Below are 18,928 nucleotides of genomic sequence, written 5' to 3' on the forward strand. Positions count from 1 at the left end.
TCAGCGAACCGATTGTGTCCGGTTCTCGCTGTCGTCCGGATCGGTGTCTCCTGTGCCGGTCGGGCCGAGCCGGGAGGCACCGCTCGGTGTCACCAGATTCGGGGCGATCGCGGCGAGCGATGCCGGGGTCGACATCGTCCAGTGCGTGGCGTCCACAGGGTATTCGTCGATCGATCCGTCGACGAAGGGACCCCACGACGTCATCGGATCGGCGTGGGCCCCCTCGTCGAGTGCTGCCGTGAAGAACAGCAGGTCGCCGACGAACGTGCGCGGCTGGTGCGCGTCGATCAGTTCGGGTGCCCGGATCGCCTGCGAATAGATTCGTTCGAGCTGCGCCGCCCCGAGCCCGGCCAGCGGTCCACCGATGTGCGTGAGCACCTCCGCGGCTCGCGAGGCATCGAACTCACCCGCTGTCATCAACTGGTCGATGCCGGCCGACGCCGGCAATTCCAGCCCGAAGCCACCCAGTAGTTCCGCGGGCGTCGGCGCACTCTGCCCACTCTGCCCACCGCGGCGCCGGTCTCCCGCGTAGCTGTCGAGGAGGGCCAGCTGCCGCACCTCCTCGCCCGCGTCCTGCAGCTGCACCGCCATCTCCTGGGCGATCACACCACCGAGCGACCAGCCCAGAAGGTGATAGGGACCGTGCGGTTGGATCGAACGGATCTCCCGTACGTACCTGGCCGCGAAATCGGCGATCGTCTCGGGCCGAGGACCGTCCTCGGTCAGGGTCGGTGACTGCAGGCCGTAGATCGGGCGGTCTTCGGCCAGCTCCCGGCTCAGACCCGCATAACTCCAGGACAGCCCGATGAACGGATGCACACAGAACAACGGTTCCGCGGTACCCCGCGCCCGGATCGGCAGGAGAACGTCGAGGGACCCCGTGGTGTCGAGAATGCCGTCGGCGGTCCACTTCTGGATGCGCTGCCCCAGCGATCGTGGCGTCGGGTCGCTGAACATCCATTGGATCGGGAAGTCGAATCCCAGCTCGGTTCCGACCGCCGAGGCGACGCGTGTCGCGATCAGCGAGTTGCCGCCGAGATCGAAGAAGTTGTCTTCGATTCCTACCCGTTCGAGCTCGAGTGCGTCCTCGAAGGCGCGAGTGAGGATTCGTTCCGGCGCGGTGCGCGGTGGCAGGTAGACCGCCGCGTCCGCCCGCACGACCGGCACGGGCAACGCTCCCCGGTCGAGTTTGCCGTTTGCGGACAGCGGCAGGGCGGCGAGTTCGACGAAGTGCGCCGGAATCAGATACGACGGCAGCCGGGCCGCCAGATACCCGAGCAGATCAGCGGTGGCGATCCTTCCGACGAGGTACGCCACCAGGGAGTCTTCGCCTCGTTCGTCCCGGTACAGAGTGACGACAGCGCGTTCGACATCCCGGTGGGTTTCCAGGGCCGTCTCGATCTCTCCGAGTTCGATGCGCTGGCCGCGCAACTTCACCTGGAAATCGGTGCGCCCGAGGTATTCGAGAGCCCCATCCGGGCGCCGCCGCACCAGATCCCCGGTCCGATACATCCGGGCACCTGCCGTGAACGGGTTCGCGACGAAACGATCCGCCGACAGATCCGCACGACCCAGATAACCACGCGCCAACTGATCACCGGCCAGGTACAACTCCCCCGCCACCCCTACCGGTACCGGATGCAGCCGCGCGTCGAGCACGTGCAACTGCGTGTTCCACACCGCACGTCCGATCGGCACGCTGTGAACATCCGCCTCACCGGTCTCCCAGTACGTGACATCCACCGCCGCCTCGGTCGGCCCGTACAGATTGTGCAACGCCGCGCCGCTGATCGCCCGGAACCTGCTCACCTGATCCGGCGTCAGCGCCTCACCCGAGCAGAACACCAGCCGCAACGAGTCACAGTCCTGCGCGGCGGACTCGGCGGTGAACACCGACAGCATCGACGGCACGAAATGCGTCGTCGTCACCGCACGGTCCTGAACGATCCGCGCCAGGTACCGCGGATCCCGGTGACCGTCCGGAGCAGCAATCACCAGCGTGGCACCGACCTGCAACGGCCAGAACAACTCCCACACCGACACATCGAACGTCACCGGAGTCTTCTGCAGCACCACGTCATCGACGGTCAACCCGTACTCATGCTGCATCCACAGCAAACGATTCGCGATCGCACCATGGCTGACGGCCACACCTTTCGGCCGTCCTGTCGAACCCGACGTGAAAATGACATACGCGGTATTGCCCGCAGACAGTCCAGAGACACGATCGGTGTCGGACACCGGTGTGGAGTCGGCCCCGGAGAGGTCGAGTGCGTCGACGTTCACCACCGGTGCAGAAGTGTCGATGTCGAGGTTCTCGGTGCTGGAGGTGAGCACACACACCGGCCGTGCCGTCGCGAGGACGTAGGCGGTGCGCTCGGCCGGATGATCGGGATCGACCGGCAGATAAGCACCGCCCGCCTTGACCACCGCATAGATCGACACCAGGAGATCGATCGAGCGGCGCATCGCCACCGCCACCACCGACTCCGGCCCGACACCCGCCGCGATCAAATACCGAGCGAGCCGGTTCGCCCGCGCATCGAACTCGGCATACGTCATCTCGGCGTCCTCGAAGACCACCGCGGTGGCGTTCGGGCAAGCGGCGACCCGCGCATCGAACAGCGATGCCAGCGTACCGGCGAGTACGTCGTGCGAGGTCGCGTTGGTGCCCGCGATCTGCCTTCTCTCCCCCGGCCCGAGAATGTCGATATCCCCGACACAGGTATCGGGTGTCTCGGCCACCGTCTGCAGAACCCGCAGGAAACGCTCGACGAACACCTGCATCGAGGACTCGTCGAACAGGTCGGTCGCGTACGCGAGACGGGTAGCGACGCCTCCGGGACGCCCATCGGCATCGAACCGCTCCACCATCGTGAGGTGCAGATCGAACTTGGTGATGTCCATGTCTGTGTCGACGCCGCTCACTGACAGGGAGCCCAGTTCGAGACTCTCCCGGTCGAGGTTCTGGAATGTCAGCATCACCTGGAACAGAGGATGCCGACTCGTCGATCGTGACGGATTGAGGACCTCCACCAGACGCTCGAAAGGAACGTCCGCGTGCGCGAAGGCCGCGAGATCGGCGGCGCGGACGTCACCGAGCATGTCGGCGAAGGTCCGGGCACCGTCCACCTGGTGGCGCAGCACCAGAGTGTTGACGAACATGCCGATCAGATCGTCGAGTTCACGCTCACCGCGCCCCGCCACCGGAGTGCCGATCGCGATGTCCCCGGATCCGGACAGGTGGCTCAGCAACACCGCCAGAGCCGAGTGCACGACCATGAACAGCGAGGCATTCGCATCGCGTGCCGCACTCTGCAGAACCCGGTGCAGTTCCGCCGGAACTTCGAAGTCGACTGTCCCACCCCGGTACGAAGAAACGGCGGGGCGCGGCCTGTCGGTGGGAAGGTCCAGTTGGTCGGGCAGTCCCGCGAGACTCTGTTTCCAGAACGCGAGTTGCGCAGCGGCGACACTGTCCGGATCGGACTCGTCGCCGAGGAATTCGCGCTGCCACAACGCGTAATCCGCGTACTGGACCGGCAACGGCAACCACGTGGGTGCGTCGCCGACCGAACGCGCGGTGTACGCGGTCATCACATCACGGATCATCGGACCCATCGACCAGCCGTCACCGGAGATGTGATGCACCACAACCACCAGGACGTGCTCGGATGCCGACACTCGGATGATGCGCACCCGCACCGGCACCTCGGTCGTGACGTCGAATCCCGCCGTCACCGACGAGGCGATCAGTTCGGGGAGATCGTCCTCCACCACCGAGACGACGGACAGCTCACCGCCCACCCGATCGGTCGGCAGGACCACCTGATGCGGGCCGTCCGCGGAATCCGGGTACACCGTCCGCAGTGTCTCGTGGCGGCAGACGACATCGGTGACCGCGAGTTGCAGTGCCTCCACGTCGAGTTCGCCGGACAGGCGGACGACCACCGGGATGTTGTACACCGCCGAGTTCGGCTCGAACCTGTTGAGGAACCACATCCGCTGCTGAGCGGAAGACAGCGGAATCCTGGCGGGACGGTCGAACGGCGCCAGACGTGGACGGGAGGCGGCTGCCGCGACCGTCGAATCGAGCAGCGCCGCAAGGGCCGAGACCGTCGGTGCCTCGAACAGGGCCCGGATCTCCACGCGCCGCTCCAGGGCGTCGGCCACACGTGCAACCACCCGGGTGGCGATCAGCGAGTTTCCGCCCAGCTCGAAGAAGTTCGCATCGATGCCGACGCGTTCGATCCCCAGGACGTCCGCGAAGGCCGCGGCCACGACCTCCTCCGCCCGCGTTCGCGGCTCACGGTACTCGGTTGTGTGCGCATCGAAGTCGGGTGCCGGCAGCGCCTTGCGGTCGAGTTTGCCGTTGCTCGACAGCGGGAACTCGCCCAGAACGACGACCGCTGCGGGCACCATGTACTCCGGCACCCTCGCGCGCAGTTCCGCCTGGATGTCGGCTGTTTCGAGGTCGATGCCGTCCTCGGGAACCACGTACGCGGCCAGCGTGGGCCCGGCAGTTGCGTCGTCACGGGCGACCACCACCGCCTGCTGTACCCCTGCGCAGTCGAGCAGGGCCGACTCGATTTCGCCCAGTTCGATGCGGAATCCGCGGACCTTCACCTGGAAGTCCGAACGGCCCACGTACTCGAGCGCACTGAGAGCGCCGTGGATGCGCCGGCGCACCACGTCGCCCGTGCGGTACAGCCGGGTTCCGGCGACGCCGAAGGGATTGGCGACGAACCGCTCCGCCGTCAGATCCGCTCGCCCGACGTATCCGCGGGCGAGCTGGTCACCGGCCAGATACAGTTCGCCGGCAACACCGACCGGAACCGGGTTGAGGCGGTCGTCCAGCACGTACACCTGTGTGTTCCACTCGGGTTCGCCGATGGGCACGACGCCCTCGTCCGCATCCGTGTGCTGCCAGTGCGTCACCGACACCGCCGCCTCGGTGGGGCCGTAGAGGTTGTGCAGGGCAGCCGAGCCGAGCCGGCGGAAGCGGGCGGCGGTATCTGCCCCCAGCGCCTCGCCGATGCACAGCACCTGGCGCAGCGTCGGCTGCGGGAAGGCGTCCGGCATGGCCATGAAGGCATCGAGCAGCGAAGGAACGAAATGCGCTGTGGTAACCCGTTGTTCGCGCATCAGATCCGCAAGGTAGGCGGGATCGCGGTGACCGTCCGGCCGGGCGAGTACCAGCCTGGCACCCGACATCAGCGGCCAGAACAGTTCCCACACCGACAGGTCGAAGGTAATGGGAGTCTTCTGCACGAGCGCGTCATCAGTACCCAGTGCGTATCGGCTCTGCTTCCACCGCAACTGGTTGGCGATCGCGGCATGCGAGACCGCGACACCCTTCGGGCGACCGGTGGAACCGGACGTGAAGATGAGATACGCCGTGTTGTCCGGTCTCAGCGGGGACAGCCGGTCGGCGTCCGTGACAGGCGCCGGTGCAGGCGACTCGACGGCCATGCGGTCGATGTCGATCACCGGTACCGCGCCGGCGGTGAATCTCTCCGCACTTGTCGTGAGGATGCAGACCGGTCCGGCCACCCCCAGCACGTACGCGAGGCGATCGGCCGGTTGCGCCGGATCGATCGGCAGGTAGGCGCCACCGGCGCGCAGCACCGCGTACATGCCGACCATCAGCTCGAGCGAACGGTACATGGCGAGACCGACAACCGACTCGGGTCCGACCCCCTCGGCGATCAGTCGGTGGGCGAGCGTGTCGACCCGCGCGTCGAACTCGGCATAGGTCAGCTCGGCGCCTTCGAAGTACACGGCGGGTGCGTCCGGTGTCCGCACCACCTGGGCACTGAACAGGTCCGGCAGCGTCGCAGTCGGCAGTTCCGTCGCCGTGGAATTGCTTTCGGCGAGGATGCTGTGCCGTTCAGCCTCGTCGAGGAGGTCGATGGCACCGACTGCCGTCTGAGGATCGCGGACGACGACGTCGAGAATGCGGGTGAACCGTTCGGCGAAGGTACGCACCGTCGATTCGTCGAACAGATCCGTGGCGTACGTCAACTGCGCCTCGATGATGTCCGGATTCCCGTCCACGTCGTGGCGCTCCGACAAGGTCAGATGCAGATCGAAGTTCGAGACCGTGTTCGGGACATCGAGGCCGGACACGTGCAGCCCGGGCAGCTCGAGCGCCGTCCGGGCGAGGTTCTGGAAGGAGAACGCCACCTGGAACAGTGGATGGTGCGCGCGGGACCGGGCCGGGTTCAGCACCTCCACAAGACGTTCGAACGGAATGTCGGAGTGTGCGAAGGCGCCGAGGTCGGTCGCACGCGCAGCATTCAGGCTGTCCTCGAAGGAACTGCCGAGGTCCACCGTCGTGCGCAGCACCAGGGTGTTGACGAACATACCCACGAGCTCGTCGAGGGACTCCTCGCCGCGCCCGGCGATGGGTGCGCCGACCGCGATGTCGGACCCGTTCGAGAGGCGGGCCAGCAACACCACGAACGCGGTGTGCATCACCATGAAGAGGGACGCGTTCTGGCGGCGCGCGAGGCCCAGAAGTTCACGGTGCGTGTCGGCGTCGATGGTGAACTCGATGTGCGCACCCCGCTGAGAAGCCACCGCGGGATGCGGACGGTCCGTCGGGAGCGCCAGCCGATCGGGCACACCTGCCAGCGTGCGAGTCCAGTATGCGATCTGGTCGGCGCCCACCGAACCGGGGTCGCCTTCTTCGCCCAGGAGTTCACGCTGCCAGAGGCTGTAGTCGGCGTATTGGACCGGGAGCGGCGTCCACTGCGGCACGTGGCCCTCGGCGCGGGCGGTGTAGGCCAGCATCACGTCACGCGCGAGCGGCGCGAGCGACCAGCCGTCACCCGAAATGTGGTGGGCCACGAGGACGAGAACGTAGTCGTCGTCGGACACCCGATAGACGCGCGCTCGCAGCGGCACCTCCGCGGTGACGTCGAAGCCGGTGCCGACGAGCGCGGTGACCAGTGCGAGGACCTCGTCCTGGCTGGTCGTGACCGGTGTCAGATCCGGGATCGCACGTTCGGTGGGCACGATCACCTGGTGCGGTCCCACGCCGGAGTCGGGGTAGAGCGTGCGCAACGACTCGTGCCGGCCGATCACGTCGGCGATCGCGATCTGAAGGGCATGCAGATCGAGCCGTCCTGTCAACCGCATTGCGATGGGCAGGTTGTAGGCGGGCGATGCGGTGTCGAACTGATTGATGAACCACATGCGTTGCTGCGCAAGCGAAAGCGGGATGCGGTCTGGACGCGGTCGTGCAGTGAGGGGCGGTCGCGGAGTGCTCCGAACCGCCGACGACTCGGTGAGCCGCGCCGCCAGCGACGCCACGGTGGGCGAGTCGAACACCTCCCGCACACCGACATGGACATCGAGTGCGGCGTTCACCCGTGACACGACCTGGGTTGCGAGCAGAGAGTTGCCACCCAGTTCGAAGAAGCCGTCGTGGATCCCCACTTCCGGCAAAGCCAGAATGTCCGCGAAGATGCCGGCGACGATCATCTCGATCGGGTTTCGAGGCTCCTCGAACGGACGGCCGGCAGCCGTGAACACCGGTTCGGGCAACGCCGCACGGTCGAGTTTGCCTGCGGGGGTGAGTGGCAGCGTGTCCAGGATCGTGATCGCCGCGGGAACCATGTAGCCGGGAAGCGTCCGGCCCACGAAGTTCGAGACCTCGACTCGATCCACGTCCTGTCCGGTGAACGGCAGCACGTAGGCCACCAAAGACGTTTCACCGTTCGGATGCTCGTAGCCGATCGTCGTGGCGTACTCGATCTGCGGATGGCGGGTCAGTGCGGCATCGATCTCACCGAGTTCGATGCGGAAGCCGCGAATCTTCACCTGGTGGTCCGTGCGCCCGACGAAGTCGAGCACCTGGTTCTCCCGCCACCGCACGAGATCTCCGGTGCGGTACATGAGATCGCCGGGTCTGCCGTACGGGTCGGCCACGAACCGCTCGGATGTCAGCGACGGACGGCCCAAGTAGCCTCGGGCCAGGCTCGGTCCGCTGACGTACAGCTCGCCGGGCACACCCACGGGAACCGGACGCAAGCGGCTGTCGAGGACCAGTGCCCGCACACCACGGCTCGGTCCCCCGATGCTCACGGGTTCGCCCGCGAGCAACGGTTCGGTGATGGTCGACATGATCGTGGCCTCGCTGGGACCGTAGGCGTTGATCATGCGACGGCCGGGCGCCCACCGCGACACCAGTTCCGGCGGGCACACGTCACCGGCCACCACCACGACGGCGAGGTCATCGAGTCCGTGATGGTCCACGGACGCCAGCGCCGCGGGCGTCGAGAACGCGTGCGTCACCCGCTCGGAGACGAGCAGTTCGGCAAGTTCCGAGCCGCCGTACATCGTGGACGGCGCAATCACCATGGTCGCGCCGGCACTCAGCGCCATCAGCATCTCGAATACCGATGCGTCGAAACTCGGCGACGCGAAGTGCAGGGTGCGCGAGCGAGGAGTGACGTCCAGAAGCTCACGTTCGTCCGTCACCAGGTTCACGAGACCGCGATGCGTGACCGCGACACCCTTGGGTACTCCGGTGGAGCCGGAGGTGTAGATGACGTAGGCCACCTGGTCGGCCAGGATCGGCCGCATCCGGTCCCGGTTGGTCAGGGGCAGCCGGGATTCGAGGGCGCACCGCAACTCGATGTCCGGGTCGTCCAGCAGGAGCCAACGGATGGAGTCAGGGAGCAGCGCCACCTTCTCGGTGACGGTGACGCCGACGATCGCCTCGGAGTCCTGCACCATGTGCTGAATCCGGTCGGCGGGATAACCGGGATCGACGGGTACGAAGGCCGCACCGGTCTTGGCGATCGCCCACGTCGCCACGATCGATTCGAACGAACGCGACAGGGCCAGTGCGACTCGGGATTCCGGCCCGACTCCCCTGTCGACGAGGAGCCGTGCCAGCTGGTTCGACCGTTCGTCGAGGTCGCGGTACGACAGGGTCTCACCGTCGAACACGACCGCAGGTCCGTCGGGCGCCGCCGCCGTCGCGACGGCGAGAATCTCGGGCAGCAACTGCACCGGGCGTGGTTCCGCACCGCTGACGGGGGTGAGCGCCTCGTACTCGGCAGCGCTCAGAACGGGAAGGTCGCCGACCGGCTGCTCCGGATCGAAGGCCACGGCCTCGAAGATCCGCTGGAGTCGGACGGCGTATTCGACCGCGGTGTCCGCATCGAAAATGTCTGTTGCATAGACCAGTTCGCCATCGATTCCGGTCGCCTCGGTCGTATCGTCGAACCGTTCGGTGAGTGTGAAATGCAGATCGAACTTGGCAACCGTGGCGTCCACACCGAACGGTGCCACCGTGAGTCCGTCCAGCACGAGTCGATCGGTGGTGGCCGTCTGGACACCGAGCGCCACCTGGAACAGCGGATGATGCGACGTCGAACGAACCGGACTCAGAACTTCCACCAGCCGCTCGAACGGCACATCGGCGTGGGAGTAGGCCTCGAGATCCACGTCCCGGGTCTGCGCCAGCAGGGAGGTGAACGAGACGCCGGGATCCAGCTGTGTCCGCAACACCAGCGTGTTCACGAACATGCCGATGATGTCGTCGAGTTCGGCGCGCCCGCGCCCGGCGATGGCGGTACCGACGGTGATGTCGAGACTGTTACCGAGCCGTGCCAGCAGCACGCTGAGCGCAGCGTGCGCCACCATGAAGACGCTGGCGCCCTGCGCTCGTGCCAGGTCGGTGAGCGCGCGGTGTGTGGTCGCGGGCAGCGAGAAGCGCACCACCGCACCCCGGTGGGTCGGGACGGCTGGACGGTTGCGGTCGCTCGGGAGGAACAGCTGATCCGGGATACCGTTCAGCGCACCGGTCCAGTACTGCAACTGCGCGGCGGCGAGACTGTCCGGATCGCCCTCGTCACCGAGCACGGCGCGCTGCCACAACGCGAAGTCGGCGTACTGCACGGCGAGCGGCGCCCACGCCGGGGCCCGGCCGGCGGCCCGGCTCGCATACGCCGTCATCACGTCCCGGATGAGAGGCGTCATCGAGGCACCGTCGGCGGAGATGTGGTGGACGACGACCGCGAGAACATGCTCTCGGTCGCTGAGCGAGAACAACCTCACGCGCACCGGCACAGCCTGGGAGACATCGAAACCGGCGAGCAGGAACCGCTCGAGTTCGGCGCCGAGTTCGGCGTCACGCACCGGAACGGGTGCGAGGTCGGGCGCGCATTCCTCGGCACCGAGGATCACCTGGTGTGGGCCGCCACGGGAATCGGGGAACACGGTACGCAGTGATTCGTGCCGGCCGATCAGGTCGGTGACGGCTGCCGCCAGCGCCTCGCTGTCCAGCGGTCCGCTCAGCCGCACCGCCATCGGCATGTTGTAGGCCGGCGACGCGGGGTCGAACTGGTTGAGGAACCACATCCGTTGCTGGGCCGGCGACAGCGGGATTGTCTCCGGGCGAGTCTGCGGCACCAATGCCGGTCCGGCGGGTGCACCGTCCCCCGCCGAGGACACGCGGGGTGCCAGCAACTCTGCCAGCGCAACGACGGTCGGTGCTTCGAAAAGGTCGCGCACCGCGACACGGATATCGAGGGCGGCGCCCACCCGGGCGGTCACCCGTGTCGCGGAGAGCGAGTTACCGCCTGCATCGAAGAAATCCGTGTCGATCCCGACGTCCGCGCTGCCCAGCACCTCGGCGAACGCATCGGCGACCGACTGCTCGAGTGGATTGCGCGGCGCCCGATAGACGATCTCCTTTGCTGCCGCGGCAAAATCCGGTGCGGACAGAGCGTTGCGGTCGAATTTGCCGTTCGGGGTCAGCGGGATGGTGTCCAGGAACATCAGCGCGGACGGAACCATGTACCCCGGCAACGAGCGACGCAGGAATGCGAGCAGCGCAGCCGAATCACGGTCGGCGTCTTCTCCGACGAGTACGTGCGACGCCAGTCGTGTTCCCGATTCGGACTCGTAGCCCAGGGTGGCAGCGAACTCGACGTCGGGATGCGCGGTGAGAGCGGCATCGATCTCGCCGAGTTCGATACGAAGACCGCGAACCTTGACTTGATGGTCGGAGCGGCCCAGGTATTCGATGGCATGGCCTGGGAGAGTTCCGGCGGTCATGCTACCGGTGACAGCGGAGTCCACCGCACGCCAGCGCACCAGGTCACCCGTGCGGTACATCCGGGTACCGGCCGTTGAGAACGGGCTGGCCACGAAGCGGTCTGCCGTGAGCGCCGAGCGCTCATGGTAGCCCCGGGCCAGAGCCGGTCCCAGTAGATACAACTCACCCACGACACCGACCGGGACGGGCCGCAGCCTCGAATCGAGAACCACGGCGGCGACACCGGGCAGAGGCCCCCCGATGGTGATGTCCCGACCCGGGTCGAGCACCGAACTGAATGTGGCGCCCACCGTCACCTCGGTGGGACCGTACCCGTTGACGAGTTCGATCCGGTCAGCCCACCGCACCACTGTCTCCGGCGGGCAGGCGTCGCCGCCGACGACGACCGAAAGCAGATCGTCCAATCCCTCCGGGTCGACCGACGCCAGTACGGCATTCGTGATGGTCATGTGCGTGACACGTTCGGACCGCAATACCTCGTGTAGCTCGATCCCGCCATACACACCGGGCGGACAGACCACCAACGCGGCCCCGGAAGTGTGGGCGAGAAGCAACTCGAGGACGGACAAGTCGAACGTCGGGGATGCGAGGTGCGCGACCCGCGCCTCCGGAGTGGCCCCCACTGCGGTGGTATACGCGACGGCGAGATTCGCGAGTCCCCGGTGGGACACCACCACTCCCTTGGGTAGACCGGTCGAACCCGAGGTGTAAATGAGGTAGGCCGGATGATCGATGTGCAGAGTGGCGGTGCGGTCAGCGTCCCTGACCGGCTCCGTGCTCGCCTCGGACCATCCGCGGAGTACCTCGGGATCGTCGAGCTCGAGCCAGTCGGTCACCCCAGGCAGATGGTCGGCGAACTCGGCGCGGGTGACACCGATGACAACACCCGAATCCCGCAGCATGTGCGCGATGCGGTCGACCGGATGCGTGGGGTCGATCGGAACGTAGGCAGCACCGGTCTTGGCCACGGCCCATACCGACAGCACCGACTCGGCGCAGCGCGGCAGGGCGACCGCGACGTATGTTTCCGGGCCGACACCCTTGCCGATGAGCTGACGGGCCAGCTGTGTCGACCGTCGATCCAGATCACGGTAGGTGACGGATACATCCTCGAACACGAGGGCGGTTCCGTCCGGATACGGATCCGCGGTGGCGACGAGCAGTTCGGGCAGGGTGCCGGTGCCGAGAGCCGGTCCGCCCCACACCGGCGCGAGCGACCGCCGCTCTGCCGGATCCAGGATGTCGATATCGCCGACGACCGTGTCCGCGCCGGCAGCGACCGTGGACAGAATGCGCAGGAATCGGTCCGCGAACCGTGTGACCGTGCCGCGTTCGAACAGTTCCGACGCGTACGTGAAGGCGGCGGAGATGCCTCCTGGCCTTCCGTCGTCGTCGACGGTCTCTGCAAGGGTCAGATCCAGATCGAACTTCGCGACGTGGGGGTCGAATTCGATCGCCTCCACCACCAGACCCGGCAGTTCGAGGCTCACCGGTCGCAGGTTCTGGAACGCGATCATCACCTGGAACAACGGGTGCCGGTCGGATGACCGGGTGGGACGCAATACCTCGACGAGCCGGTCGAAGGGCACCTCGGTGTCCTGGAAGGCCGTGAGGTCGACGTCGCGGACCTGGTTGAGGAGCGCGTTGAAGGTGTCGCCGGGGCGGACCTGTGTTCGTAGCGCCAGCGTGTTCACGAACATCCCGACGAGCGGATCGAGCCCCTGCTCGCCGCGTCCGGCAACAGGGGTGCCGACCACGATGTCCGGACTGCCGCTGAGACGTTGGAGAAGCACGGCGAATGCCGCGTGAACCACCATGAACAGCGTGGTGCCGCTCTCCTGGGCTCGCTCGACCAACCGGCGATGGGTGTCGGCATCGATTCCGAAGCTCACGCGTTCGCCGCGGTGGGACACCACGGCGGCGCGAGGCCGGTCGGTGGGCAACTCGATTGCGTCCGGCGCACCGTCGAGGGCGGTACGCCACCGCTCGATCTGTTTGGCGGACAGGCTGTCCGGGTGGTCCTCGGAGCCGAGCAGCTCACGTTGCCAGAGACTGTAGTCGGCGTACTGGACGGGCAACGGATCCCAGGACGGTGCGAGCCCTTCCACACGCGCCGCGTACGCGGTCATCACGTCGACGGCAAGTGGCCCGAAGGACCATCCATCGGCCGCGATATGGTGTGCCACCAGCAGGAGGACATGCTCGGACCGGTTCTCCCGGAACAGGTGGATCCGGAACGGAATCTCCCGGGCCACATCGAAACCGGCGGCCGCATACTCGGCAATCCGGAGCATCAGCTGGTCCGGCGTGGTTCGGAGCGGGGCGAGATCGAAGTCCGCCGCCTCGACGGGCAGCACCACCTGGTGGGCACCGTCCACCGAACCCGGATACACGGTGCGCAGCGACTCGTGACGTTCGAGAACGTCACCGAGCGCCGCGCGCAGGGCCGGGACATCGATTCGGCCCGACATCCGCAGTGCGAGTGGGATGTTGTACGCCGAGGAAGACGGATCGAACTGATTGAGGAACCAGATCCGCTGCTGCGCGAGCGACAACGGAATCTGCGCGGGCCGATCCCGTCGCGTCAGCGCAGGTCGGTGCGGGGATGCGTCCGACCCCGCGCTGACCACGACGGACGCGAGTTGCCGCACGGTGGGGTTGTCGAACAGTGTGCGAACGGACACGCGGGTGCCCATCGCCGAACCCACCCGGGAAACTACCTGGGTGGCGGACAATGAACTGCCGCCGAGCTCGAAGAAGTTGTCGTCCAGACCGATTCGTGATTCACCCAGCACATCGGCGAACACCGCGGCGACTGCGAGCTCGTCCGGCGTCTCGGGTGCCGTGAATTCGGTACGGCTCGCGAACACGGGCTTGGGCAGCGCACGGCGGTCGAGCTTGCCCGCCGGCGTGAGCGGGATCGAGTCGAGCACCATGATCGAGGCGGGGACCATGTGTGCGGGCAGCATCCGGCCGACGAATGTGGTCAGCTCGTCGATGTCGATCGCGATGTCGACCGCAGCCGCCGGATGGACATAGGTGACCAGCGCCGTCCGGCCGTCGATATCGTGAGCGATGGTGGCCACGAAGCCGACGGCACGGTGTGCCCGGAAGGCAGAATCGATCTCGCCGAGCTCCACGCGGAAGCCGCGGATCTTGACCTGGAAGTCGCTGCGTCCCACGTATTCGATGACGTACGAGCCGTTCTCGGTCTCGATCCACCGGACGACGTCACCGGTGCGGTACATCCGCTGCCCGGGTGCACCGTGGGGGTTCGCGACGAAATTCTCGGCGGTGAGCGCGCGGCGGTGATGGTATCCGCGGGCGAGCGCCGGTCCCGACACGTACAGCTCCCCCGGAACGCCGACGGGCACGGGATGCAGACGCGCGTCGAGAACCAGGGCCTCGACACCGCGCACCGGACCGCCGACGGACATCCGCTCGCCGAGGAGTAGCGGACCGGCCTGCGTCACCATCATCGATGCCTCGGTCGGGCCGTAGCCGTTGAACAGTGACCGGCCCGGTACCCACCGCTCGGCGAGATCGGCGCCCCACGCCTCACCGCCGACGACGACGAACGCGAGTTCGTCGAGCCCCGCGGGGTCCACGGACGCCAATGCCGCCGGTGTGATGAAGGCGTGGGTGACTCTCTGCTCGGAGAGGACTTCGGCGAGCTCCGTACCGCCGTACACCGAGTTGGGAACGATCACCATCGTCGCGCCCGCACAGAAGGCCATCAGGAACTCGAACACCGAGGCGTCGAAACTGGGCGATGCGAAGTGCAGGGTCCGGGCATCGGCGGTGAGCGCGTAATCGTCGCTCAGTTCGGTCAGGAGGTTGGCGAGCCCGGTGTGGGTGACGGCTACGCCCTTGGGCAGTCCGGTAGATCCTGACGTGTAGATGAGGTACGCGAGCTGGTCCGCGTGCAGCGGGCCGAGACGATCGGCCGGTGTCACCGCAGCCGCGGATTGCGACGCCGCCAGAGCGGTGTGGGCGGGATCGTCCATGACCAGCCACCGCGTGGTGTCGGGCAGGTCGCCTCGGAACTCGACCGTCGTGAGGCCGACCGCGGCACCCGAATCGTCGATCATGTGGGCGATCCGCTCGGCCGGGTAGTTCGGATCCACCGGCACGAACGCAGCGCCGGTCTTGGCGACGGCCCACACGGCGAGCACGGATTCGATCGAACGGGCCAGCGCAACGGCCACGAAGGTTTCGGGGCCGGCGCCGGCCGCAACCAATTCGCGTGCCCAGCGGTTGGATCGCTGGTCGAGCTCCGCGTATGTGATCGAGCAGTCGCCGAAGACGAGAGCCGTCGCGGAGGGGTCTGCCGCTGAGGTGGCCAGTACCTCGCTCAGTACTCGAGGCGTTCGGTTCGGAGCCCCGCGAACCGGTGCCAGCCGAGCCCTCTCGCCATCGTCCAGGAGATTCAGGTCGCCGATCACTGCGGTGGGGTCGGCGGTCACCGTCTCGAGGATTCTCACCAGCTGCACCGCAAACCGGCGCACAGTGATCTCGTCGAACAAATCTGCGGCATAGGTGAACTCGGCGCGCATCCCGGACGGGATCCCCGAGGCGTCGATTTTCTCACCCAGTGTGAGCTGCAGGTCGAACTTCGCGATGCGGGCGTCGATGTCCTCGACCCCCACCCGCAGGCCGGGGAGCTCGATTTCGTCGAGCGCAGCCGGCTGCAGTGACAGCACGGTCTGGATGAGCGGGTGATGTGCGGATGTCCGCACCGGGTCCAGGACATCGACGAGACGCTCGAAGGGGACGTCGGTGTGCCCGAACGCACTGATATCGCTGTCGCGCACCCGCACGAGGAACTCCGCGAACGTCTTCGAACCATCGACAGGCGTGCGGAGCACGATGGTATTGACGAACATTCCGACCAGATCGTCGAGAGCTCGCTCTCCGCGTCCGGCGATCGGCGAACCGATGGCAATATCGTCCGACGAGGACATGCGTGCCAGCAGGACCGCGAAGGCGGCGTGAGCAACCATGAAAGTGGTGGCTCCGTGTTCACGCGCCAATCGCTCGATACCGCTGTGCATCTCGGGGCTGATGGTGAAGTCCACCGATCCCCCCGCGTAGGACTGCTCCGTCCGGCGTGGGCGATCGAAGGGGAGCTTCAGCTCGTCCGGGAGGCCTGCGAGGGTCAGTGTCCAGTACTCGAGTTGCTTCGTCGCGACGGACTCCGGGTCGCTTTCGCTGCCGAGAACCGCCCTCTGCCACAGGCTGTAGTCCGCGTACTGGACCGCGAGCGGGGTCCACTCCGGACTTCGACCCTCTACGCGGGCGGCGTACGCGATCATGACATCCCGGCCGAGAGGCCCGAAAGACCATCCGTCAGCGGCGATGTGGTGCATCGTGATCGCCAGGACATGCTCGGTAGGTGCAGAACGGAACAGCACGGCCCGCACCGGGGGTTCGCCTGTCACGTCGAACCCGCGCGACGCGAACGCGAACATCCGGGACTCGAGGTCACCTTCCAGCACGTCGACGACCTCGAGGGGCATCGAGCGATGCGCGGCGGACAGAACGACCTGCGCGGGTCCGTCCTCGGTGTCAGGGAAGACGGTGCGCAGCGACTCGTGACGTCCGACTACGTCGTCGAGTGCACGCGACAGCGCCGCGATGTCGAGTGCGCCGGACAGTCGCACGGCGAACGGCATGTTGTAGGCGGGCGAGGTCGGGTCGAACTGGTTGAGGAACCACATCCGCTGCTGCGCCGGGGACAGCGGTATGCGGGCGGGCCGCGGCGCCGCGGACAGGACCGGCCGCGCATCTCCCGCTGCCCTGGGCTGCGCGAGACGAAGAGCCAGCTCCGCGGCGGTGGGCGCAGTGAACACGTCGCGCACCGAGAGTCTGGTGCCGGAGAGCTCGCCGAGCCGCGCCGCCACGCGTGTGACGGACAGCGAGTTGCCGCCGAGGTCGAAGAAGTTGTCGTGCACACCGATCCGGCTTGCGCCGAGTACGTCCTCGAACACTGCCGTGACGGCTTGCTCGGCCTCGCTGCGGGGAGCGATGTATTCGGTTGCACTCCCGGGGAATTCGGGAGCGGGCAGCGCTTTGCGGTCCAGTTTGCCACTGGTGTTCAGCGGGAACTCGTCGAGCAGGGTGATCACGGACGGCACCATGTACGACGGTAGGGAACCCGACGCGTGCCGGCGAAGCTCCACGACGTCCAGCTCGTCGCCGGGGAGACCGACGACGTACGCGGCGAGATGATCGCCCGTGGTGGCGTCGGAGTGCACCAGCACGGCGGCGCTGGTGACGGCCGGATGCGAGCGCAGCACGATTTCGATTTCACCGAGTTCGATGCGCTGACCACGGAATTTCACCTGGAAGTCCGTGCGGCCGATGTAGACGAGCGCCCCGGACGGCGTCCATCGCACGAGATCGCCGGTGCGGTACATGCGCTCTCCCCCGCCTCCGAACGGGCTCGCGACGAACCGGTCGGAAGTGAGATCGGCGCGTCCGAGATATCCCCGGGCGAGCTGGGCTCCGCCGAGGTAGAGCTCGCCCGGAACACCGGCCGGGACTGGTCGAAGCCGGGAATCGAGCACGTAGGCCTGGGTGTTCCATTCCGGACCCCCGATGGGCACGGTCGTCGTGTCGGCTTTGCCGGTCTCCCAATACGTCACCGAAACAGCGGCCTCGGTGGGCCCGTACAGGTTGTGCAGTCCGGCCGCGGAGATCTCGTGGAAACGACTGACCGTCTCGGGTGGCAACGCCTCACCGATGGCGAACACGAGTCGCAACGAACGGCACGACCCCTTCGGGGTCGCTGCGATGAAGACGTCGAGCATCGACGGCACGAAGTCGGTGACCGTCACCGCATGCTCGTCGATGGCCTGAATCAGATAGACAGGGTCACGATGCCCGTCCGGGGTGGCCAGTACCAGGGTGGCACCGACCTGCAACGGCCAAAAGTAACCCCACACCGACACATCGAACGTGGTTGCCGTCTTCTGCAACCACACGTCCCGATCGGTAAGTGCATACTCCGATTGCATCCACAGCAACTGATTCACGATGCCCACGTGCGGCACCGCGACGCCCTTGGGCTTGCCGGTGGATCCGGAGGTGTAGATGACGTACGCAGGATTCGTGGGTCGCAACGGGCCGATACGCTCGGCATCGGTCACCGGCGCCGCAGAGAGGTCCGAAAGGTCGAGGGTGTCGACGGCCGACACCGCGACCCAGTCGGGCAGGTCCGGGAGGTCGGTCGACGTGGTCAGTACACACACCGGTTGTGCCGACGCGAGCACGTAGCTTGTTCGATCCGCCGGGTGATCGGGATCGACGGGCACGTACGCACCGCCCGCCTTGAGCACGGCATAGATTCCGACAACCAGATCCAGCGACCGGCGCATCGCCACGGCCACCCGGGCTTCCGGGGCCACACCCAGGGCGATCAGGTGACGGGCCAGCCGGTTCGCGCGCGCATCGAGGTCCGCGTACGTCAGCATCTCGCCCTCGAAGTCGACGGCGACCGCCCCGGGTGTCCGGGTCGCCTGCGCCTCGAACAACGTCACCAGCGTGGCGGCCGGTAGTTCGTGGTCGGTGTCGTTCCACTCGTGCACAACGCGCGCGTACTCACCCGGGACGAATCCGCTTATCTCGGCGACCGCGGCGGAGGGCTCCGATACCAGGGTGCGAAGAACCGAATCGAGCCGTGCCGCAATCAACTCCGCTTCCTCGGCGCCGAAGGCGTCCGGCAGGTAGGTCACTCCGAACCTGAGAGTGTCGTCGATCTGGGTCATCAGGCTGAGTGGATAGTGGGTGACACTGTGCACCTGCACCGTGTCCACCCGCATGCCGGCGATGTCGGTCTGCGCCTCCAGAGCA

The 18,928-nt window shown here is 66.9% G+C and carries 1 protein-coding gene (only partly in view); it reads right to left on the minus strand.

Going from position 1 to position 18,928, the window contains the following annotated elements:
* Positions 1-18,928, minus strand: part of the annotated coding region (locus tag WAW17_RS32625) for a non-ribosomal peptide synthase/polyketide synthase (RefSeq protein WP_422336965.1) (this coding region is incomplete at its 5' end). Its footprint extends 9,667 nt past the window's final position; 18,928 of its 28,595 annotated nt are in view.

It is taken from the genome of Rhodococcus sp. (in: high G+C Gram-positive bacteria), from assembly GCF_049286785.1.
Classification (GTDB): Bacteria; Actinomycetota; Actinomycetes; order Mycobacteriales; family Mycobacteriaceae; genus Rhodococcus_F.